At 70.3% G+C, this 20,116-nt stretch carries 16 protein-coding genes, 2 tRNA genes, 2 pseudogenes and 1 riboswitch; of the genes and pseudogenes, 6 read left to right on the top strand and 14 right to left on the bottom strand.

What is annotated here, in order from left to right:
• Positions 1-35 precede the first annotated feature (35 nt).
• Positions 36-1,397, bottom strand: a complete 1,362-nt coding sequence (gene tig / locus ACRX5W_RS06750) for a trigger factor (protein ID WP_436787017.1) — start codon at positions 1,395-1,397, stop codon at positions 36-38.
• A 103-nt stretch (positions 1,398-1,500) separates the two neighbouring features.
• Positions 1,501-1,576, bottom strand: a tRNA-Pro gene (locus ACRX5W_RS06745).
• 143 nt (positions 1,577-1,719) lie between these two features.
• Here ACRX5W_RS06745 and ACRX5W_RS06740 point away from each other — a divergent pair.
• Positions 1,720-1,790 (top strand) — tRNA-Gly (locus ACRX5W_RS06740).
• Here the strand turns inward: ACRX5W_RS06740 and ACRX5W_RS06735 are convergent.
• From ACRX5W_RS06735 to ACRX5W_RS06715, 5 genes and pseudogenes are all read right to left on the bottom strand, one after another.
• A complete protein-coding gene (locus tag ACRX5W_RS06735) occupies positions 1,745-3,034 on the bottom strand; it encodes an MFS transporter (RefSeq protein WP_436787502.1) in 1,290 nt (429 codons plus the stop codon). The two genes, ACRX5W_RS06740 and ACRX5W_RS06735, sit on opposite strands and share 46 nt — an antisense overlap.
• 152 nt (positions 3,035-3,186) lie before the next feature.
• Complete coding sequence (locus ACRX5W_RS06730; RefSeq protein ID WP_436787016.1) at positions 3,187-4,041, bottom strand: energy-coupling factor ABC transporter ATP-binding protein; 855 nt, start codon at positions 4,039-4,041, stop codon at positions 3,187-3,189.
• Positions 4,038-4,793: a cobalt ECF transporter T component CbiQ gene (gene cbiQ, locus ACRX5W_RS06725; RefSeq protein ID WP_436787015.1), complete on the bottom strand. Its 756-nt coding sequence runs from the start codon at positions 4,791-4,793 to the stop codon at positions 4,038-4,040. The genes ACRX5W_RS06730 and cbiQ overlap by 4 nt, the downstream gene beginning before the upstream one ends.
• Complete coding sequence (locus tag ACRX5W_RS06720) at positions 4,793-5,209, bottom strand: energy-coupling factor ABC transporter substrate-binding protein (RefSeq protein WP_436787014.1); 417 nt, start codon at positions 5,207-5,209, stop codon at positions 4,793-4,795. The genes cbiQ and ACRX5W_RS06720 overlap by 1 nt, the downstream gene beginning before the upstream one ends.
• A gap of 158 nt (positions 5,210-5,367) precedes the next feature.
• Positions 5,368-6,042: pseudogene (locus ACRX5W_RS06715) on the bottom strand (energy-coupling factor ABC transporter permease); the annotation flags it as partial.
• A 28-nt stretch (positions 6,043-6,070) separates the two neighbouring features.
• A riboswitch (cobalamin riboswitch) is annotated at positions 6,071-6,250 on the bottom strand.
• Between the two features lie 96 nt (positions 6,251-6,346).
• Here ACRX5W_RS06715 and ACRX5W_RS06710 point away from each other — a divergent pair.
• Both ACRX5W_RS06710 and ACRX5W_RS06705 read left to right on the top strand, forming a co-directional pair.
• Positions 6,347-7,261: an NAD-dependent epimerase/dehydratase family protein gene (locus ACRX5W_RS06710; protein ID WP_436787013.1), complete on the top strand. Its 915-nt coding sequence runs from the start codon at positions 6,347-6,349 to the stop codon at positions 7,259-7,261.
• Between the two features lie 326 nt (positions 7,262-7,587).
• Positions 7,588-7,710 carry a hypothetical protein gene (locus ACRX5W_RS06705; protein WP_436787012.1) on the top strand — a complete coding sequence of 41 codons (123 nt, stop codon included), beginning with the start codon at positions 7,588-7,590 and terminating at the stop codon, positions 7,708-7,710.
• A 37-nt stretch (positions 7,711-7,747) separates the two neighbouring features.
• Here the strand turns inward: ACRX5W_RS06705 and ACRX5W_RS06700 are convergent, their stop codons facing one another.
• The 5 genes and pseudogenes from ACRX5W_RS06700 to ACRX5W_RS06680 form a co-directional block, all read right to left on the bottom strand.
• Positions 7,748-8,806, bottom strand: coding sequence for a PP2C family protein-serine/threonine phosphatase (locus tag ACRX5W_RS06700; RefSeq protein WP_436787011.1), 1,059 nt, complete (start codon positions 8,804-8,806; stop codon positions 7,748-7,750).
• A 510-nt stretch (positions 8,807-9,316) separates the two neighbouring features.
• Positions 9,317-10,195: an Fpg/Nei family DNA glycosylase gene (locus ACRX5W_RS06695; protein ID WP_436787010.1), complete on the bottom strand. Its 879-nt coding sequence runs from the start codon at positions 10,193-10,195 to the stop codon at positions 9,317-9,319.
• Between the two features lie 262 nt (positions 10,196-10,457).
• Positions 10,458-10,931 carry a ribose-5-phosphate isomerase gene (locus tag ACRX5W_RS06690; RefSeq protein ID WP_436787009.1) on the bottom strand — a complete coding sequence of 158 codons (474 nt, stop codon included), beginning with the start codon at positions 10,929-10,931 and terminating at the stop codon, positions 10,458-10,460.
• A gap of 63 nt (positions 10,932-10,994) precedes the next feature.
• A complete protein-coding gene (locus ACRX5W_RS06685; protein WP_436787008.1) occupies positions 10,995-11,621 on the bottom strand; it encodes a hypothetical protein in 627 nt (208 codons plus the stop codon).
• A 148-nt stretch (positions 11,622-11,769) separates the two neighbouring features.
• A pseudogene (locus tag ACRX5W_RS06680) lies at positions 11,770-12,146 on the bottom strand (biotin transporter BioY).
• A gap of 204 nt (positions 12,147-12,350) precedes the next feature.
• Between ACRX5W_RS06680 and ACRX5W_RS06675 the strand changes: the two are divergent.
• Positions 12,351-12,980 carry a superoxide dismutase gene (locus tag ACRX5W_RS06675; protein WP_436787501.1) on the top strand — a complete coding sequence of 210 codons (630 nt, stop codon included), beginning with the start codon at positions 12,351-12,353 and terminating at the stop codon, positions 12,978-12,980.
• Between the two features lie 145 nt (positions 12,981-13,125).
• Here ACRX5W_RS06675 and ACRX5W_RS06670 read toward each other — a convergent pair whose 3' ends face one another.
• A complete protein-coding gene (locus ACRX5W_RS06670; protein WP_436787007.1) occupies positions 13,126-13,839 on the bottom strand; it encodes a hypothetical protein in 714 nt (237 codons plus the stop codon).
• Between the two features lie 190 nt (positions 13,840-14,029).
• Positions 14,030-14,647 carry a mycothiol-dependent nitroreductase Rv2466c family protein gene (locus ACRX5W_RS06665; RefSeq protein WP_436787006.1) on the bottom strand — a complete coding sequence of 206 codons (618 nt, stop codon included), beginning with the start codon at positions 14,645-14,647 and terminating at the stop codon, positions 14,030-14,032.
• A gap of 238 nt (positions 14,648-14,885) precedes the next feature.
• Between ACRX5W_RS06665 and pepN (ACRX5W_RS06660) the strand changes: the two genes are divergently transcribed.
• Entirely contained in the window at positions 14,886-17,429 is a 2,544-nt protein-coding gene (gene pepN, locus ACRX5W_RS06660) for an aminopeptidase N (protein ID WP_436787005.1), read from the top strand.
• Positions 17,430-17,489: 60 nt separating this feature from the next.
• Positions 17,490-20,048, top strand: coding sequence for an aminopeptidase N (pepN, locus tag ACRX5W_RS06655; protein ID WP_436787004.1), 2,559 nt, complete (start codon positions 17,490-17,492; stop codon positions 20,046-20,048).
• Positions 20,049-20,116 lie beyond the last annotated feature (68 nt).

The raw sequence follows: 20,116 nt of genomic DNA, 5'->3' as shown, positions 1-20,116 counted from the left end.
CCCCCCCCCCCCCCCCCCCCCCCCGCAACCGGTGCTCAGTGGTCGTGGTGCTCGTGGCCCTCGCCGTCCGCGTGGAGGTCCTTGCCGAGGTCGACCGCGTTGCCGGAGGCGTCGGTGGCCTTGGCGGCCGCGGCGAGCACGTCGAGCGCCTTGCCGCGCGCGACCTCGCCGACCAGCACCGGGACGTAGCCCGCCTGCATGACCTGCTGCGCGAACTGGTCCGGGCTCATGCCGGACTGCTGCGCGCGGGCGATGAGGTGCTGGGTCAGCTCCTCCTGGTTGACCGAGATCTGCTCCTTCTTGACGATCTCGTCGAGGAGGAACTGCACGCGCATGCCCTTGGCGACGCTCTCCTCCAGCTCGGCGTCGTAGGCCTCGGCGGTCTGGCCCTGGATCTCCAGCCACTTGTCCAGCGACACGCCCATCATCGCGAGCTGCTGGTCCATCTGCTGCTTGCGCTGATCGATCTCCTCCGCGACGACCTTCTCCGGCAGCGGGACCTCGACGAGCTCCAGCAGCCGGTCGAGGACCTTGTCGCGGCCGTCGTTGATCTGGTCGTGCGCCTTGGTGTGCTCCAGGCGGCCCTTGATGTCGGCCTTGAGCTCGTCGAGGGTGTCGAACTCGCTGGCGAGCTGCGCGAAGTCGTCGTCGAGCTCGGGCAGTTCCTTGACCTTGACGGAGGTGACGGTGACCTTGACGTCGGCCGTGCGGCCCTCGCCCTCGCCGCCGGTCAGCTCGCTGGTGAAGGTCTTGTCCTCGCCGGCTGACAGCCCCGTCACGGCCTCGTCCAGGCCGTCCAGCATGGTGCCGCTGCCGACGACGTACGAGAGACCCGTCGCGACGCCGTCCTCCAGGATCTCGCCGTCGACCTTGGCCTCCAGGTCGATCACCACGGTGTCGCCGGACTCGGCGGCGCGCTCGACGACCTTGAGCGAGCCGAAGCGGTCGCGCAGTTGTTCGAGCTGGCCGTCGATGTCCTCGTCGGTGACCGCGAGGTCGTCGACCGTCACCTCGATGCCGTCGTAGTCGGGGACCTCGATCGACGGCCGGGTGTCGACCTCCGCGACGAACTTCAGGTCGGCGCCGTTCGAGAGCTCGGCGACCTCGGTCACGTCGGTGACCTCGGGCTGGCCGAGCACGCGGAGCTCGTTCTCCTCGACGGCCTTGCCGTACGAAGACGACAGGATGTCGTCGAACGCCTCGACGAATACCGCCTCGCGGCCGAATCGCTGGTCGATGATGCGCGAGGGGACCTTGCCCTTGCGGAAGCCCGGCACCGTGATCGATTGGCTGATCTTCTTGTACGCCGCATCGAGGCTGGGCTTGAGCTCCTCGGAGGGAACCTCGACGGTGAGCCGAACCCGGGTCGGGTTCAGAGTCTCCACGGCGCTCTTCACGGTTGGGTCTCCTTGTTGCGGGCGGCGGTACTTGTCTTGCGTACTTCCGGCCAGGTCAGTGGGTTTGTGACGGTTTGCGCGGGGGCGCCGCCACCGGGACACATGGTCGGGGCGGGGAGACTCGAACTCCCGATCTCCTGCTCCCAAAGCAGGCGCGCTAGCCACTACGCTACGCCCCGTGGCGCTCGGAAGAGTCTAGAGGACACCGCGGTCCAGTCTGCACTGACCGTGATACGTCCCCGCGCGCCCGCCCGCGTGCGACTCTCGCCGATCCGGTACTCTATGCCAAGGCGCACGGCCATGACCGTGCGTTTCAGTGCACGCGGATGTAGCTCAATGGTAGAGCCTCAGTCTTCCAAACTGATTACGCGGGTTCGATTCCCGTCATCCGCTCTGTGTATATCGGCCCTGACCTGCGGTGACGCGGTGTCAGGGCCGATTTGTGCGTGCGGAGCGGACGGCGCCTGGAGGCGGCGGGCGCCCGCGAGGGCGGTGACGGCGGCCAGGGCCCCCGCGGCGACCGGGACGCCGTAGCCGGCCGCGGCACCGTGGGCGTCGACGACGGCGCCGCCGACCGAGGAGCCGGCCGCGACGCCCAGGGCCAGGCCGGTGAGGGTCCAGGACATGCCTTCGTTGAACTGCCGGGCCGGCACGAAGGTGCCGACCAGCGACATCGTGGTGACCATGGTCGGGGCCACGGACATGCCGGCGAGGAAGAGCGCGGCGGCCACCCACGCCAGATTGCCGACGAACAGCAGCGGCACAAGGCTCGCGGCCATTCCGGCCACGCCGATCAGGAAGCGGCGCGGCGCGCTTCCGCGCGGTTCGACCATGCCGAAGACGATGCCCGCGAGGCATGAGCCGGCCGCATAGACGGCGAGGGCGATGCTGGCCAGCGCCTTGTGGCCCTCGTCTTCGGCGTACGCGACGGTGACGACGTCGACCCCGCCGAAGACTGCGCCGGTGGCGGCGAAGGTGAGCATGAGCACCCGCAGGCCCGGGGAGCGGATCGCGGAGCCGTGCTTCTCGCCGGCGACCGCGCGGACCGGCGGTTCCGTGCGGCGCTGCGCGCAGAAGAGGATCGCCCCGATGGTCAGGAACGTCCCGGACAGCAGGGGGCCGGCCTCGGGGAAGACGGCGGTCGAGAGGCCGACGGACAGGATCGGGCCGGCGATGAAGCACACTTCGTCGGCGACCGATTCGAAGGAGTAGGCGGTGTGCAGCCGCTGCGGGTCGTCGGCGAATATGTGGGCCCATCGCGCACGGACCATCGAGCCGAAGGTGGGCATGCAGCCGATCGGCACGGCCGCCGCGAAGAGCGTCCAGTCGGGGGCTTCGAATCGGGCGCACAGCAGGAGGGCGGCGCCTCCGGTGACGGTGACGGCGGTCGCGGGAAGCGCGACGCGACTTTGGCCGTACCGGTCGACGAGCCGGGAGATCTGGGGGCCGAAGAACGCCCCGGAGATCATCATCACCGCCGTGACCGCTCCTGCGAGGCCGTACGAACCGCGTATCTGGGACAGCATCGTCACGACGCCGATGCCGGTCATCGAGAGCGGCATCCGGGACAGCAGGCCCGCGCCCGAGAAGGCAAGGCTGCCGGGAACCTCGAATATGCGGCGGTACGGCGACAGCACAAGCTCTCCACGATGGCACGCGGGTGGTCGGGGCGGCTCACTTCGTGACGCGCGGAGACGAAGGAGCCGCCCATCAGGGTACTCATGCGCTCGGGAGCTTTTACGGTTGTATGTCCGCAGATGACGTCCGATCTGCGGCGATTTCGAAGCCGTTATCGGCCCACGGACTTCACGGCGTAGCCCACGAGTTCCTCCGGCGTACGCGGGATCGGGGCCCCGCCGGCGAGCACCCCGTGCACCCGCAGCACGGCCGCCGCCGCGTGCGCCCATGTCGGACGCAGCCGCGCTGCTGTCAACAGCCCTGTGTCGCCGAGCAGTTCGTCGGCGGGCCCGGTGTGCAAACGCCCGTCGGCGAGCACCGCGGCGTCGTCGGCCCAGCGCAGTGCGAGGTCGACGTCGTGGGTGGCCATGACGACCGTGGTCCCCGCAGCCTGAAGGGCGGCGAGGGTGGCGAGAAGCGCCTCCTGCCCGGCCGGGTCGAGCCCGGCCGTCGGCTCGTCGAGCACGAGGACCGCGGGGCGCATCGCGACCGCACCGGCGATCGCCACGCGCTTGCGCTGGCCGAACGACAGCAGGTGCGTGGGCCGGTCGCGCAGCGCGGTGATCTCCAGAGCGTCGAGGGCTTCCGCGACGCGGGTGCGGACCTCGTCGTCGGACAGCCCGAGATTGAGCGGTCCGAAGGAGACGTCCTGGCCGACGGATGCGGAGAAGAGCTGGTCGTCGGGGTCCTGCACGACCAACTGCACTGTGCGGCGCAGCGCGGTCAGGCCCTTGCGGTCGTGGCGCACCGGGACGCCGTCCAGGGTGATCTGGCCGCCGACCGGCCGCAGACCGCCGGTGAGCAGGCGCAGCAGCGTCGTCTTGCCACTGCCGTTGGGGCCGAGCAGCGCCAGCGCGCGGCCCGGGACGACGGTGAGGGTGAGGTCGTCGATGACGGCGGGTCCGTCTTCGTAGCGGAAACCGACGTCTTCCAGGCGGAGGGTTGGCGGGCTGGTCGGCGGGTTCACGGCAGCTCCGGGGCAAGGGGGGTGATCACAAGAGCGGCGGTCACCACGGCGGCGACGAACGCGAGGGACAGGGTGACGAAGCGGCGGGAGACCGGGTCGCCGTCGACCAGGACGTGCAGGGTGCCGTCGTAACCGCGTCCGGCGAGGCCGTCTTGGAGGCGCCGTGCGCGGGCGAAGGCGTGCACGAAGACGGTCGCGCCGAGACCGGCGACCGCACGCCACTCGGCCCCTCGGGTGGCGTGCCCGAGGCGTCCGGCCTGGGCGTGGCGGATGCGCGCGGTCGTATCGAGCAGCAGGAACACCATGCGGTACATGACGGCCGCGACGTCGACCACCGCGGCCGGCACACCGCATCGGACCAGGCGCGGCAGTACGTCGGACAAAGGCGTGGTGAACGCGAACAGCAGGACGGCGAGCGAGGCCGCGACGGTCCGGGCCAGCAACTCGCCCGCACGGTAGGCCCCGTTCTCGGCGAATCCGACCCCGTGCGCTCCCCCGAGCGAGATCAGCAGCGTCGCCGCGCCGGTGACCGCGAACCCGAGGGGAGCACGCGCGGCACGCCACAGTCTGCGCGGTGGAACCCGGGCCCCGGCGAGCAGCACCGCGAGCGTCGCGGTGCCGACGACCACCGCGCCGGGCCACGGGGGCAGCGCGATGGCTGCCACCAGAAGCCCGAACGCGAGGACGGCTTTGTCCACGGGGTGGCGGCGGCGCCACCGGCTGGTGTGCGCCGCGACATCGATGGGGAGCATCAGGAGCGCGCGCCCGTTTCGGCCTGGTCCGCGTCGCCTTCCGCGGTGGTGTCGGCCGCCGGCGCCGGGCGCGCCCCGGGTGCCGCAGGGTCGGCCGTCCAGGTGCCGGAAGCGGTGCCCGCGGCGTACTTGCGGCGCGTGCGCACCACACCGAGGAAGTAGCCGACCACCCCGGCACCGATGGCCGCCTGGGCGGCGAACAGTCCCGACTCGATCTCGCCGGACGGGGGTTCGTAGATCGGGCTGAACCACGGCTCGTAGTCGGGGTCGTTCTCGGTGATCGCGGTTTCGGCCTGGGCGTCGGAGCCCGTGAAGGGCTCTTCCTCGTCGTCTCCGAGTCCGAGCACCAGCGGCAGGCAGGCGAGCAGGAGAACGGCCAGGACGAGCAGCAGATTGATCTTGGTCGCGCGCTTCACTTGGCCGTCTCCGTCGGGGTCGTCGTGGTCACGGCCGGGTCTTCGGCGTTGCCGCCGGGCTCGTCGACGCGCTCGTCGTCGGCCTTGCCGACGGAGTGGCCGGCAGGCTTGTCGGCAGGCTTGTCGGCGGTGTCGGCGGTGTCGGCGGGCTTGTCGGCGGACCGGTCGGTGGGCTTGTCGACTCCGAGCCGCACGAGTTCGGCGGCGCCGGACTGCCGCAGCAGCCGGATCACCAGGACGGTCAGCAGGCCCTCGCTGACCGCGAGGGGGATCTGCGTGACGGAGAAGATGCCGCTGAACTTGGCGAGCGCTCCGGCGAACCCGCTGTCGGGGTCGGGAAAGGCCAGCGCGAGCTGCACACTGGTGACGCAGTACGTGGACAGGTCGGCGACAAACGCGCCGGCGAAGACCGCGATGTCGAGGTTGTCCGGCAGCCACGAGCGGACGAGGCGGTACACCGCGTACCCCGCCCAGGGGCCGACGATCGCCATCGAGAACGCGTTGGCCCCGAGCGTCGTGAGCCCGCCGTGCGCGAGCAGGAGTGCCTGGAACAGCAGGGTGATCGTGCCGAGGACGGCCATCACCGGCGGCCGGAACAGGATCGCCCCCAGTCCGGTGCCGGTCGGGTGGCTGCAACTGCCGGTCACCGACGGGATCTTGAGCGCCGACAGGACGAACGAGAAAGCGCCGGACGCCCCGAGCAGCAGGGTGTTCTCGGGACGTTGGCGGACTTGCACGGTGAGCGCGCGGGCGCCGTGGACGACGAAGGGGGCGGAGACCGCGCCCCAGGCGGCAGCGTGCTGCCAGGGCAGGTAGCCCTCGGCTATATGCATGGCTAGGTTCCCTCTCCAGCACCTCGTGGACAGAACGTTCGCCGTGGCCGGTCTCCTGGCTTACGGGTCGAACGTTCCGTGCTCCGCCTTCCCAGACGCGTCGTGACGCGCCCAGTGGCAAGTGGAGAAGGAACTCCCCGATCACAGTGGCGAGGGCCGCACCGGTTCCACACCGGTTTCCCGAAGCACCACGGCGGATCGACATTAGAGGGCCGAACGGGTTCCGCGCACCCCGGGGTCCCGCTGGATTCGTCGCGGGTTCTCGGATATGACGAGTCGTCACCGTCCGAGGGAGGCGTCGAGGATGCTGTCCGGCGAGAAGATACTGGTCACCGGTCCGGCGGGGCAGATCGCATTTCCGCTCACCGAATACCTGGCCGGGGAGAACGAGGTGTGGGGAATCGCACGTTTCACCGACCCCGCCGCCCGGGCCGAAGTCGAAGCGCTGGGTGTGAAGACCCGGGCGATCGATTTGGGCGCGGGTGACTTTCGCGACCTGCCGCGGGATTTCACGTACGTCCTGCACCTGGCGACCTATCAGGCGCCGGGACTCGATTTCGACGAGGCGCTGCGCGTCAACGCGGAGGGCACGGGACTGCTGCTGCGGCATTGCCGCCGCGCCAAGGCCGCGTTGGTGATGTCGACGGCGTCGGTGCTGCGACCGCACGAGGATCCCCTGCACGTGTTCACCGAGACCTCGCCGCTGGGAGACGCGAACGTCGCGCACGCGCCCACCTATTCGGTGTCCAAGACGGCCGAGGAGGCCGTCGCGCGTTTCTGTGCGCGGGCGTTCGACCTGCCGGTCACGATCGCGCGCATGAACGCCTCGTACGGGGCCAACGGCGGGCTGCCGACACACCACTTGGCGGCGATCCTCGAAGGCCGCCCGGTGGTGACGCGCTGGGATCCGTGCATGTACAGCCCGATTCACCAGGACGACATCAACACGCAGACCGAAGCCCTGCTGGCCGCGGCGTCGACGCCGGCGACCGTGGTCAATTGGGGCGGTGACGAACCGGTGAGCGTGCAGGAGTGGTCGGCGTATTTCGGTGAGCTGACCGGTCGTGCGGCCGAGGTCCGTGTCGTCCCTCAGCCGGGGACGCTGCGCGGGCAGATCCTGGACACCGCCAGGCGGGCGTCGTTCACCGGGCCTTGCACGGTTCCGTGGCGCGAGGGGTTCCGGCGTACGGTCGAGGACCGGGGGGCGGGCAGTCAGTAATGGCCGCCCGCCGTCCGGGGGTGCGCGTGTTGCCGCGCTGACTTTGATTGCCGTGCAACCAGTTCGTGACTCCTCCCCTGGACGAATCCGGGGGCTTCTCCGCACGGTGGCTGAGCCACGTTGCAGAAGGACCAGCCCGGCCCTAGTGCGACCTTACAAGCGTTGTCCGCAGAGCAAACCCTGCGAACCAGGACTTCACCCGCACGCGTGAACCGACGGGTCAGGGGCCCGGCACCGCCGAGGAGATTCCGGAGGACTGCTCGACGACATCCGGCGTCTCGTCCCCGCTGACCGAGACACCGGACGCCGAGGGCGCGGCCGGGAATATGCAGTGGAACTTCGAGAAACTCCTGCTCGATGACAACGGCACGGTCGTCGGTCGGTTCCGGCCGACGGTCGACGCGCACGACCCGGCACTGGTCGCGGCGATCGAGGCGCAACTGGGCTGACGCCCTACGGGACGGGCAGTCGCCGGTCGGCGGCTGCCTACCCGGTGTTGCCGATGCGTCGCAGCAGGATCACCGCCCGGTCGTCGGCGACGTTGCCGCTCGCGGAGTCGACGATCCGGCGCGCGCCGTCCGCGAAGTCGTCGGCGACGAGTTTCTCCGCCTCCCCCAGCAGCCGGTCGATGCCGACGGAGATGTCCTGGCCGGGGACTTCGACCATGCCGTCGGTGAACAGCAGCAGCGCGTCACCGGGGCCGAGCACACCGCTGACGCCCTCGAACTCGGCGCCGGGGATGACACCGAGCAGCGGCCCTTCGGCCTCGCGTATCTCCCACCGGCCCGAGTTCGCGACCCAGTGCGCGCCGGGCGGGTGGCCCGCCGAGAGCAGTTCGTACGCTCCCGTCTCCAGGTCGACCGCGATGTGCACCGCGGTCGCGAAGCCTTCGGGCCAACCCTGGCGCAGCAGATAGTCGTTGGCGGCCGGCAGGAATCCGCGCGGCGGCAGCGAACCGATCAGCCCACCGAAGGCGCCGGAGAGCAGCAGGGCGCGCGTGCCGGCGTCCAGGCCCTTGCCGGAGACGTCCACGAGGGCGATCTCGAGCATGCGGCCCCCTCGGCGGCCCCGGGTCGCGACCACGAAGTCACCGGAGAACGCCTGGCCGCCGGCCGGGCGCAGGACGACGTGGGATTGCCACTGGGGCGGGAGTTGCGGCACCACACCGTGCGCCCGCAGCCGGTCGCGCAGGTCGAAGAGCATCGACTCGCCGCGGGTGGCCTGGAGTCCGAGACGTGTGCGGATGCGTGCGACGAACATCACGATGACCGCGACCACCGTGATGACGATGACCGCGCCCGGCGTGACGTCGACCGGCCAGCCGGTTCGGTCCTGGGCGAGGAGCACGCCGGCGGTCGCCGCGTAAAGCAGGAAGAGGCTCGGCATGCGGAGCAGAAGGCCGCCGACGACCACCGGGATCACCAGGGCCGTCACCGGGAACCACCCGGCGTCGGCGGCCGGCAGCAACGCGCAGGCGGTGACCAGGGAGAGCAGCACGACCAGCACGAATCGGTCGGAAGGCAGCAGAGTGTGGCGAGCCCACATGCGCAACTGTCCTGCCCGGCGGGCGAGTCGCCGAGACTGCGATCCTCTCGTCTCCGGCATTGAGCGACCCTACCGAGCCCGCCGCGCCGCGTCGACGTGAGCGAACAAAGGCTTTCGGCAATAAAGGGACTTAGCGCCGGAAAATCCGAAGGGATATCGACTTGTCTCCAGAACGTCAGGAGGCACGGCGGCTGCTCCGGTGCTCGGGGTGTTCGGTCGATGCGGGTCGGGGCGGGCCGGCGGCACTTGGAGTTTGTCCGGTGGACCTCTTCTGACCGGCCTGCGGGTGTGGTCGAGGCCATCGCAAAGTGCGGGCCCGCAAAGGTCCACCGGACAGGCGCTGGGCGCCGCTCGCATGCGACGCGGACCGGATTCGGCCACACCGGAACGACTTGGTCCGGCCGCTCCGGCCCGCACGCTCACGGTTTCACGGCCGACTCCAAGGGAAGAACGGCCGTTCACAGGAGGCTGGTTGTCGCGTGCGTGGCGCCTGCGGGTCCTGGCGCTGTGTCAGACGGTCGCAGGCGCCTGTTGGTTCGTCCGGTCGCCACCGGCGGTACGGCGATCGGCGGGGGGCTGGCACGTCGGGCACCAGAAGAGGTTGCGGCCGACCAGTTCCTGCGTGCGCACCTCGGACTCGCAGACGTGGCAGGGCATTCCGGTGCGTCGGTAGACGTACACCTCGCCGCCGTGGTCGTCCTGGCGCGGCGGCCGGCCCATGGCCTCGGGGGTGTGCTCGGGGCGCACGGTGTCGATGCGGTTCAGGCGTACGCCTTCGGCCATGAGCGCGACGAGATCCGCCCATATGGCGTCCCATGTCTCGCGCGTGACGTGGCGGCCCTCACAGTGCGGGTCGAGCCCCGCGCGGAACAGCGCCTCGGCGCGGTAGACATTGCCGACTCCGGCCAACACCTTCTGGTCCATGAGCAGTTCGGCAATCGACTTGCTGCTGCGCGAGATCGGGCGCCACGCGTCGTCGGGGTCGGCATCGGGACGCAGCGGGTCGGGCCCCAGGCGAGCGTGCAGGCGGTCCTTTTGTGCGCGGGTGATGAGCTCGCACGTATTGGGTCCGCGCAGGTCCGCCCAACTTTCCTCGCCGACCATCCGCAGCCGCACCACGCCGACCACCGGGCCGGGCCCCTCGCCCGCGGGGAAGTCCTCGAAACGGAAAATACCGGCGATGCCCAGGTGCACGTGGATCCAGCGCTCTCCCGGGAACTCCAGGAACAGGTGCTTGCCGTGCGCCTCCGCACCGACGAGTTCGGCCCCGTCGAGGAGCTTGGCGGCGTCGGCGAAACGCCCTTGCGGGCTCGACAGCGCGACCGGGCGGCCGGCGAAGCGCCGGGTGTGCTCCTCGGCGAGGCGGTGGATCGTGTGGCCCTCGGGCACGTATTCCCCCTTCGAGACAGGCGGTCGGCGGACACGCCGACGGATTCCCCCGGGTGTCCTGTCGGCCAAGGTAACGGACGCCTCCGACATCCCGAGGACCGCCCGGAGACGGGCGGCGGGCAGCCCTCCGGGGCCTTCCATGTGAAGGCTGACCTGCGGCTTGCCCTCGGAACTGCTCGGCCGAACGCCGACGGCCCGGTGGAGGTGCCACCGGGCCGTGTGCGGGGTCTGCGGTGCGGTCCGGCGTACCCGGACGGACGGATCAGGCCTCCGGCAGCGGGGGCAGCTCGCCGGTGGTCTCGTACGTGCTCATCTGGTCGATGCGCTTGATGTGGCGCGGCGCCTCGGAGAAGGGCGTGTCAAGGAAGATCTGCACGAACTTCGCCGCCTCGTCGGGAGTGTGCATCCGCGCGCCGATGCTGATCACGTTGGCGTTGTTGTGCTCGCGCGCCAGCGCGGCGATGTCGTCGCGCCACACCAGGGCCGCGCGGACGCCCTTGACCTTGTTCGCGGCGATCTGCTCGCCGTTGCCGGAGCCGCCCAGGACGATGCCGAGCGAGCCGGGGTCCTTGGCGACGGCCTCGCCGGCGCGCAGACAGAAGACGGGGTAGTCGTACGCCTCGGCCTGGACGGCCGGGCCGCAGTCGACGGCCTCGTGGCCGTTGGCGTCCAGCCACTCGATGAGGTGCTGCTTGAGGTCGTATCCGGCGTGGTCGGAGCCGAGGTAAACACGCATGGGAGGCAGTCTGTCAGGACCCCGCGGGGAACTCACATCGCGGGGTCCGGTCCGCCCGCGTGGTCAGTAGGGCCGGTTCCCCCCGTGCGGCGGGTAGGACGGCGGCGAGGGCGGGGTCTGCGGCGGGGACGAGTACGAGAACTGCGCGCCGAACTGCCCCGGGCGGTGCGCCGACGACGCGGCGAGCAGGCAGACCAGCCCCACGGCCCAGCCGGCGAGGAAGCCGTAGCCGCCGCCGAAGGCCAGAACGCCCAGGGTGCCGTCGAGGGAGCGGTCGTCGGACGAGCTGTCGGCGAATGCGTACAGGCCGCCTGGTCCCGCGATCAGGTAGGCGACGAGGTTGTACGCGGCACCGCCGGCGACCAGCGAGAACCAGCCGCAGAGGAACACATTGGATTGGCCGCGGCGGGACGCGCTTGCCAGAACGAACGCGACCGTGGCGAGAAGGGCGAGGACGCCCAGGAGATAACCGGTCATGTTCTTGCCCGGCAGTTCCTCGTAGAAGCCGCTGTCGTCGACGACCCAGTGCGGTGTGCTGAGCCATTCCAGGATGTGCCAGCCCGAGTTCTCACCGACATCGCGTTTCTCCAGGATCTCCTCCCACAGCCACTGGTTGCCGAACGCGATGACGAGGACCAGCGCCGAGATGGTCCCGGCCCATACGGTGCGAACGGAATTCCCCGTATTCATGAGCGGATGCTAGAGCTCGAAGTCACCGCCCCGGAAGGGGATTTGGTGAGGAGAAAAAATCCGCGGGCGCGCGCTCGGCCGACACCGGGCACCCGTTTCCCTCTCGTGCTCCGGGGGTAACCCCACCGGTTTTATCGCGATTCTCCGGTCAGCCGCGGCGACCGGCGAGCCTCCACACCGCGGGCAACAAGCCCACGGCGACGGCGATCTTGAGCGCGTCGCCGAAAAGATAATCCTGCATACCGATTTCGTAGGCGCGGGAAAGGCCGATGTCGAGATCCCGGGCGAGATAGGTCAGACCCGCCGCGTAGATGACGGCGTTGCCGCCAACAGCACCGCGAAGGTCTGACCCGTGACGGGTACGGGCGAGCCCGGGATGAGGACGGAGAGTTGCGCGGCGAGGCCGACGAATCCGGCGGCTCCGACGACGAGTGCCGCGTCGCGTACGACGACTCCGCGGAACAAGCGCGTCGGGACGAGGTCGGCGAGAACCGGTACAGGCGCGCCGGGCAGGGCGGTGCTCATGGCGACTCCCATTCGGATCACTTGCGGGACTCACATGAACGTACCGACGACGTTAACGACCGTTTATGCCGGTGTCCGACAAGCCGCGCCTTGATTCGCCGTCGGACGCCGGACGTGCCGGTGGCGCCGTTGCGCGGCCGAGAGGGTTTGTTGCGTAGGATCGACAGTTGCAAGTAGCTTGCAAGTGCAATCGTCTCGGAGGAACTGATGACCTACACCCTGCCCGAGTTGCCGTACGACTACGCGGCGTTGGAACCCGTCATCAGCGGTCAGATCATCGAGCTGCATCACGACAAGCACCACGCGGCGTATGTCAAGGGTGCGAACGACACCCTTGAGCAGCTTGCCGAGGCCCGCGACAAGGACCAGCTCGGCGGCATCGTCGGCCTGGAGCGCACGCTGGCGTTCCATCTCGCCGGGCATGTGCTGCACTCGATCTACTGGACGAACTTGTCGGGTGACGGCGGCGGCGAGCCCGGCAAGGACGGCGCCGAGGGCGAACTGCGCGAGGCGATCGACGAACACCTCGGCGGCTTCGAGAAGTTCAAGAGCCAGCTCACCAAGGCGACCGCCACGACGCAGGGCTCCGGCTGGGGCGTACTCGCGTGGGAGCCCCTGGGGCAGCGCCTCATCGTCGAGCAGGTCTACGACCACCAGGGCAACATCGGCCAGGGCTCGATCCCGCTGCTCGTCTTCGACGCCTGGGAGCACGCGTTCTACCTTCAGTACAAGAACGTCAAGCCCGACTTCGTCGACGCCATGTGGCGGATCGTCAACTGGCAGGACGTCGCCGCCCGCTTCGGCCGGGCGAAGGCCGCCGGCGCCCTCGTCTGACGGCACGCACGGAATCCCGGAGGGACGTGACCTCCGGGGGCCTTTCGGACCGATCGTCTTCCCACGTCGGACCAGTCAGGCCGGAGAGGACCCCGCGCGGGCCAATCGCGCGGGGTCCTCTCGCTGCCGACACACTAACGACGCGTCAACGCCGGTCACCCGCAGGCATGCCCGCGGCCCCGGGGCTCCCCTTCGTGGTCGGGGCGGTCCACACCAGGGGTCGGCTGCGCCCGACGACGCGGTACTCGCGGGCCAGACCCGCCTCGTGCAGGCGGGCCAGCGGGGTGAAGGACAGGCCGTATTCGTCCTCACCCTTGTCGAAGCCCCAGTCCTTGTAGATCTCGACCTCGTAGACGACGCGGACCCGGGCGTCCTCGGCGGCGTCCTCGCCCGGGTCGATGTCGAGGCGTCCGGTCATGCGGTACTGCAGGCCGCGCAGCGCGAGCCACCAGTCGAGGTCGTCGCCTTTGCCGATGCGTACGCCGTGCCAGTTCGTGGTGGTGTCGAACTCGCGCTCCACGCCGCCGCTTCGCCGCCAGCGCGCCACGGCCAGGTCGCGCCACTCCTCCAGGTGTCGGTCGGCGACCCGGCGGAACGGCGCGGTGGCCAACGGGCCTTCGGGGGCCACGACGAGTTCGCCGCCACCGCGCCGGTAGTAGTGGCGTACCGTCGCGGCGCTCTGGCGCAGGCCGAAGAGCCACCACACAGCGGCCGTCGGGCGCAAGGCCGCGGAGAACACCCGGTCGCGCACACCCGGCCGCCGCGAGCCGAACGGCGCGTTGCCGTTCGGGGTACGCGGGTCGGGGCGGCCGCGACGGGCCGTGCGTACCAGGGGTCTCGAACGTTCAGGCGCGGTCATCTATCCATTTTATTGGCGTATGTCACATTCCGTCAGGATCGGTGCGCGCGGTGTCGCCGCACGAGGATGGCACGGAACGGCGGAAGACCGCAGGCGCGGAGCCTGCGGCCTTCGGCGGCCTGACGGTCAGCCGGAAGCAGGTCGGTGGCGCTGCCGGGCCGACCCGAGTCACGGAACGGCGGCCTGACGGTCAGTCGAAAACGGGGCCTTGCGTGCGGGTGCGCTTGAGCTCGAAGAATCCCGGGGTGCCCGCGACCAGGACGCAGCCGTCCCACAGCTTCCCGGCGGCCTCGCCCTTGGGTGCCGGCGTCACGACGGGGCCGAAGAACGCGATGCCGTTCACCGCGACGACAGGCGTGCCGACGTCCTCCCCGACCAGGGTGATGCCCTCCTTGTGCGACGCGCGCAGGGCGGTGTCGTGGTCGGTGGAGTCCGCCGCGTCCGCGAGTTCGCGCGGCAGGCCGGCCTCCTCCAGCGCTTCCTCGATCGTGGCGCGGTCCAGGTCGCGGCCGCCCGGGTGGCGCCGGGTGCCGAGCGCGGTGTAGAGCGGCAGAAGGACCTCGTTGCCGTACTTCCGCTCGGCGGCGATGCACACGCGCACCGGCCCCCAGGCGGCCGCGAGCAGCTCCTTGTACTGCGCGGGCAGGTCGTCGCGGTGCTCGTTGAGGACCGCGAGGCTCATGACGTGCCACGTGACATCGACGGGGCGCACCTTCTCGACTTCGAGCATCCACCGCGAAGTCATCCAGGCCCACGGGCACAGCGGGTCGAACCAGAAATGCGCTTGGTCACGTGTGGCGGTCGTCACGAATCCCATCCTTCCGAGCAGCGTGTGCGTCTCCGCGGTGCAACGCCGCCCCGCCGCTCCCCATTCCGCAACGACCGCGCCGGCCGGGCCCGCCGTGAAAGGATCAGGCGACGAACAGTCGGGCGGCTTCCGGCGCGGACGTCGCCTGGCGACACCGACCAGCGTCGACGCAGCATCGGCAACACACCGACGACAGTCGGCGCGTCACGACGGCCAGGACGACGAGGGAGCGTGACCCGTGCCCGGTAAGAATCTGACGCGCGACGAGGCCCGGGAGCGGGCCCGGATCATCGCCGTCGACAGCTACGACGTCGCTCTCGACCTGACGTCGGGCACCCGGACCTTCCGGTCCGAGACCGTGATCCGCTTCACCTGCGCCGAGCCCGGCGCCGCGTCCTTCGCCGACCTGCTCGCCCCCGAGGTGCGCGAAGTGCGCCTCAACGACCGCGTGCTCGACCCGGCGGTGGTCTTCGACGGGGCCAGGATCGCGCTGGAGGACCTGGCGGCGGAGAACGTGCTGCGGGTCGTCGCCGACTGCGCCTACAGCCACACGGGCCAGGGGCTGCACCGGTTCGAGGACCCTGCGGACGGCAGCGTCTACACGTACACCCACTTCGAGCCGGCCGACGCCCGCCGGCTCTACGCCAACTTCGAACAGCCGGACCTGAAGGCGTCGTTCACCTTCTCGGTGATCGCGCCCGAGGAGTGGACGGTGGTGTCCAACGCCGCCGAGTCGGCGCGCGAGCCGGTCGGTCCGGGGGTCGCGCGATGGCGGTTCGAGCCGACGAAGAGAATTTCGACGTACATCACCGCGCTCGCGGCCGGCGACTACCACGTGGTGCGCGACGTGTACGAGGACGACGGCGCGACCATCCCCCTCGCGCTGCTGTGCCGCCGTTCGCTCGCCGAACACCTGGACGCCGAGCGGTTGTTCGGACAGACGAAGGCGGGTTTCGCGTTCTACCACCGCGCCGACCGGTTCGCGCTGCCGTACCCGTTCGGCAAGTACGACCAGGTCTTCGTGCCCGAGTACAACATCGGCGCGATGGAGAACCCGGGCTGTGTGACGTTCCGCGACGAGTACGTCTTCCGCTCCAAGGTCACCGAGGCGTCCTACGAAGGCCGCGCCAACACGCTGCTGCACGAGATGGCGCACATGTGGTTCGGCGACCTCGTCACCATGACGTGGTGGGACGACCTGTGGCTCAAGGAGTCGTTCGCCGACTACATGGGGACCGCGGCCGTCGCCGAAGCCACCGAATATGCGGACTCGTGGGTGTCGTTCGCGGTCCGTCGCAAGGCCTGGGCCTACCGGCAGGACCAACTGCCGACCACGCACCCGATCGTCGCCGACATCCGCGACCTCGAAGACGCGATGCTGAATTTCGACGGCATCACCTACGCCAAGGGCGCCTCGGTGCTCAAGCAATTGGTCTCCTACGTCGGCAAGGACGCGTTCTACGCCGGCTCCCGCCGCTACTTCGCACAGCACGCGTACGGCAACACCGGTCTGCACGACCTGCTGTCCGCGCTGGAGGCGGAGAGCGGTCGCGACCTGTCGACGTGGTCGAAGGCGTGGCTGGAGACCACCGGCATGAACCGGCTGGTGCCGGAGATCGCGGTCGACGCGTCCGGCACCGTCACGGCGTTCGCCGTGCGGCAGGAGGGCGAACCCCTTCGGCCGCACCGCGTCGCGATCGGCTGCTACGCAGACGACGGCAGCGGCGTTCTGGTGCGCACCCACCGCGTCGAGGCGGACATCGCCGGGGCGCGCACGGAGATCCCCGAGTTGGCCGGCCGCGCGCGTCCGGCCTTGGTCCTGCTCAACGACGACGACCTGACGTACTGCAAGATCGCCTTCGACGACGTGTCGGCGGACGCCGTTTCCGCGCGGCTGTCGGACGTCCGCGATCCGTTGGCCCGCGCGCTGGTCTGGTCGGCGATGTGGAATCTGACACGCGACGCGGAGCTGCCGGCCAGGGAGTTCGTGCAGCTCGTGCTGCGCCACGCGGCCCGCGAGACGCGCGTCGCGGTCGTGCAGATGGTCCTGGAGCAGGCCGAGTCCGCCCTCGACAACTACGCGGACCCGGCGTGGCGCGAAGAAGGGCGCGCGATCCTCGCGGCGGGTGCGCTCCGCGAACTGCGCGCCGCCGCCCCGGGCAGCGACCACCAACTCGCGTGGGCCCGGTGCTTCGGCCGCGCCGCGGTATCCGAAGCCGACTTGCGGTTCCTGCGCGGACTGCTCTCGGGGGACGAGACCGTCGACGGCCTCACGGTCGACAAGGAGCTGACCTGGCTCATGACCGAGACCCTGGCCGTGCGCGGGGCCGCGGACATCGGCTACATCGACGCGACACTGGCGCACGACGACACCGCGGCGGGACGCCAGCATGCGGCGGCGTGCCGCGCCGCGGTCGACACGGTCGACAACAAGGCCGAGGCGTGGCGGTCGGTCGTCGAGTCGGACGACCTGCCCAACGCGATGGTGGACGCGGTCATCCGCGGCTTCACCCGCACGAGTGATCCGGCGGGGCTGTCGCCGTACACCGAGCCCTATTTCGCCGCGCTGGAGCGCGTCTGGAACGAGCGCTCCATCGAGATCGCCCGGCGGATCGTCGTCGGCCTCTACCCGATGTGGGACAACTCGCCCGAACTGCTTCGGCGCACCGACGATTGGCTCGCCGACGACCGGCGTGCCCCCGCACTGCGCCGCCTCGTCCTGGAACGCCGCGACGACGCCGCGCGGGCGCTGCGCGCCCGGGCGCGGGACGCACGGGCCTGATGCCCGACGCGACCACCGACTCTTCCGCCACGAACACCGAACGCAAAGGAGACGACCGGCGTGCCCGGTACCAACCTCACTCGTGACGAGGCCCGTGAGCGGGCCCGGATCCTCACCGTCGACGGCTACGACATCGCGCTCGACCTGACCGGGAGCGGGCCGACGTTCGTGTCGGAGACGACCGTGCGTTTCGCCTGCGCGGAGCCCGGTGCGTCGACGTTCGTCGACCTCATCGCGCCGTCGGTCGACGCGATCACGCTCAACGGCGTCGCGCTCGACCCGGCGAAGGTGTACGCGGACAGCAGGATCCGACTGGACTCGCTGGCCGCGGAGAACGAGCTGCGGGTCGTCGCGGCGTGCGCGTACATGAACACCGGTGAAGGACTACACCGGTTCGTCGACCCCGTGGACTCGTCGACGTACCTGTACACGCAGTTCGAGGTCGCCGACGCCCGCCGAGTGTTCGCGAACTTCGAACAACCCGACCTCAAGGCGACGTTCGCGTTCACCATCACCGCCCCGGAAGACTGGCAGGTGATCAGCAACTCGCCGACGCCGGCTCCCGTGCCCGCAGCCGGGCGTGACGGCGCATCGGTGTGGCGGTTCGCGCCCACGCCGAGGATTTCGACGTACATCACCGCCCTGGTCGCCGGCCACTACCACGCGGAGCGCGACACCTACACCGCCGCCGACGGCACCGAGGTGCCGCTGGGCGTGTTCTGCCGCAAGTCGCTCGCCGAATACCTGGACGCCGACCGGATCTTCGAGGTCACCAAACAGGGATTCGACTATTTCCTCGAACAGTTCGACTTCCCCTACCCGTTCGCGAAGTACGACCAGCTCTTCGTGCCGGAGTACAACGCCGGGGCGATGGAGAACGCCGGGTGCGTCACGATCCTGGAGGACTACGTCTTCCGGTCGAAGGTGACCGACGCGTCGTACGAGACCCGCGCGGAGACGATCCTCCACGAGCTCGCCCACATGTGGTTCGGCGACCTGGTCACCATGCAGTGGTGGGACGACCTGTGGCTGAACGAGTCGTTCGCGACCTACGCCTCGATCCGCTGCCAGGCCGAGGTCACCCGCTGGACGCACGCATGGGCGACGTTCGGCAACCGGATGAAGACATGGGCCTACCGCCAGGACCAACTTCCGTCCACCCACCCGATCTTCGCCGACATCCGGGACCTGGAGGACGTCGAGGTCAACTTCGACGGCATCACCTACGCCAAGGGCGCCTCCGTGCTCAAGCAACTGGTGGCCTACGTCGGCAGCGAACAGTTCATGGCCGGGGTGCGCACGTACTTCAAGCGCCACGCGTGGGGCAACACGACCCTCGCCGACCTGCTGACCGCGCTGGAGGAGACCTCCGGCCGCGACCTGTCCGCGTGGTCCGCCGAGTGGCTCCAGACCGCGGGCATCAACACGGTGCGCCCCGAGATCACCACGGACGCCGACGGCACGATCACGTCGTTCGCGGTGCTCCAGGAGGCCCCGGAGGCGTGGCCCACGATCCGCACCCACCGCATGGCGATCGGCTTCTACGACCGCACGCCGCAGGGCCTCGTGCGCTCGCACCGCGTCGAACTGGACGTCTCCGGGGCGCGCACCGAGGTCGCCGAACTCGTCGGCCGCGCCCGGCCGGACGTGGTCCTCCTCAACGACGACGACCTCACGTACTGCAAGATCCGCCTCGACGAGCAGTCGCTGGCCGTCGTCACCGAGGCGATCGGCGAATTCGTCGAACCGCTGCCGCGCGCCCTGTGCTGGGCGGCGGCATGGGACATGACCCGCGACGCCGAGATGGCTGCCCGCGACTACCTGACCCTCGTGCTGTCCGGCATCGGCGAGGAGAAGGACATCAACATCGTCGGCTCGCTGCACCGCCAACTGATCAGCGCCCTGGAGCTGTACGCCGACCCCGCCTGGCGGCCGACCGGTCTCGCCCGGCTCGCCGAGGCGGCACTCGGCCACCTGCGCGCCGCGGCCCCCGGCAGCGACCACCAGCTCGCGTGGGCCCGCTGCCTGGCCAACGTCGCCGTCACCGACGACCAGATCGCCCTGCTGAAGGGCCTGCTGGACGGCACCGAGACGGTTGAGGGCCTGGCCGTGGACACCGACCTTCGGTGGACGCTCCTGCGACGGCTGGTCGTCCTGGGCGCCGCGGACCGCCCCGAGATCGACGCCGAACTGGCCCGCGACGACACGGCCGCGGGCGCCCGCCACGCCGCGGCGTGCCTCGCGGCGCGGCCGACACGCGAGGCGAAGGACGAGGCGTGGGCGTCGGTCGTCGAGTCCGACGAGCTCCCCAATGCCACCCAGGCGTCTGTCATCGGCGGTTTCGTCCAGCCCGACCAGCGCGAACTCCTCGCGGCCTACACCGAGCGCTACTTCGGCGCGATCGCCGAGGTGTGGGAGAAGCGCACCAACGAGATCGCCCAGCAGATCGTGCTCGGCCTCTACCCGACGATCCAGGTGTCGCAGGACACCCTGGACCGCACCGACGCCTGGCTGGACCACGCCGACCCGCCGCCCGCACTGCGGCGCCTCGTGGTCGAGAGCCGCGACGGCGTGGCCCGCGCCCTGCGGGCCCAGCGGAAGGACCACGCGACGGCGTGACGGCCTTCGGCGGGCGCGCGGCCGGTGTCGCGCGCCCCCCGGGGCTCGCCCGGGAGGCCGCCCCGGTG

This window comes from Yinghuangia sp. YIM S10712, assembly GCF_051388935.1.
Classification (GTDB): Bacteria; Actinomycetota; Actinomycetes; order Streptomycetales; family Streptomycetaceae; genus Yinghuangia.
Note: the sequence above shows the minus strand (reverse complement) of the source record. Positions and strands in the feature narration are given on the sequence as shown.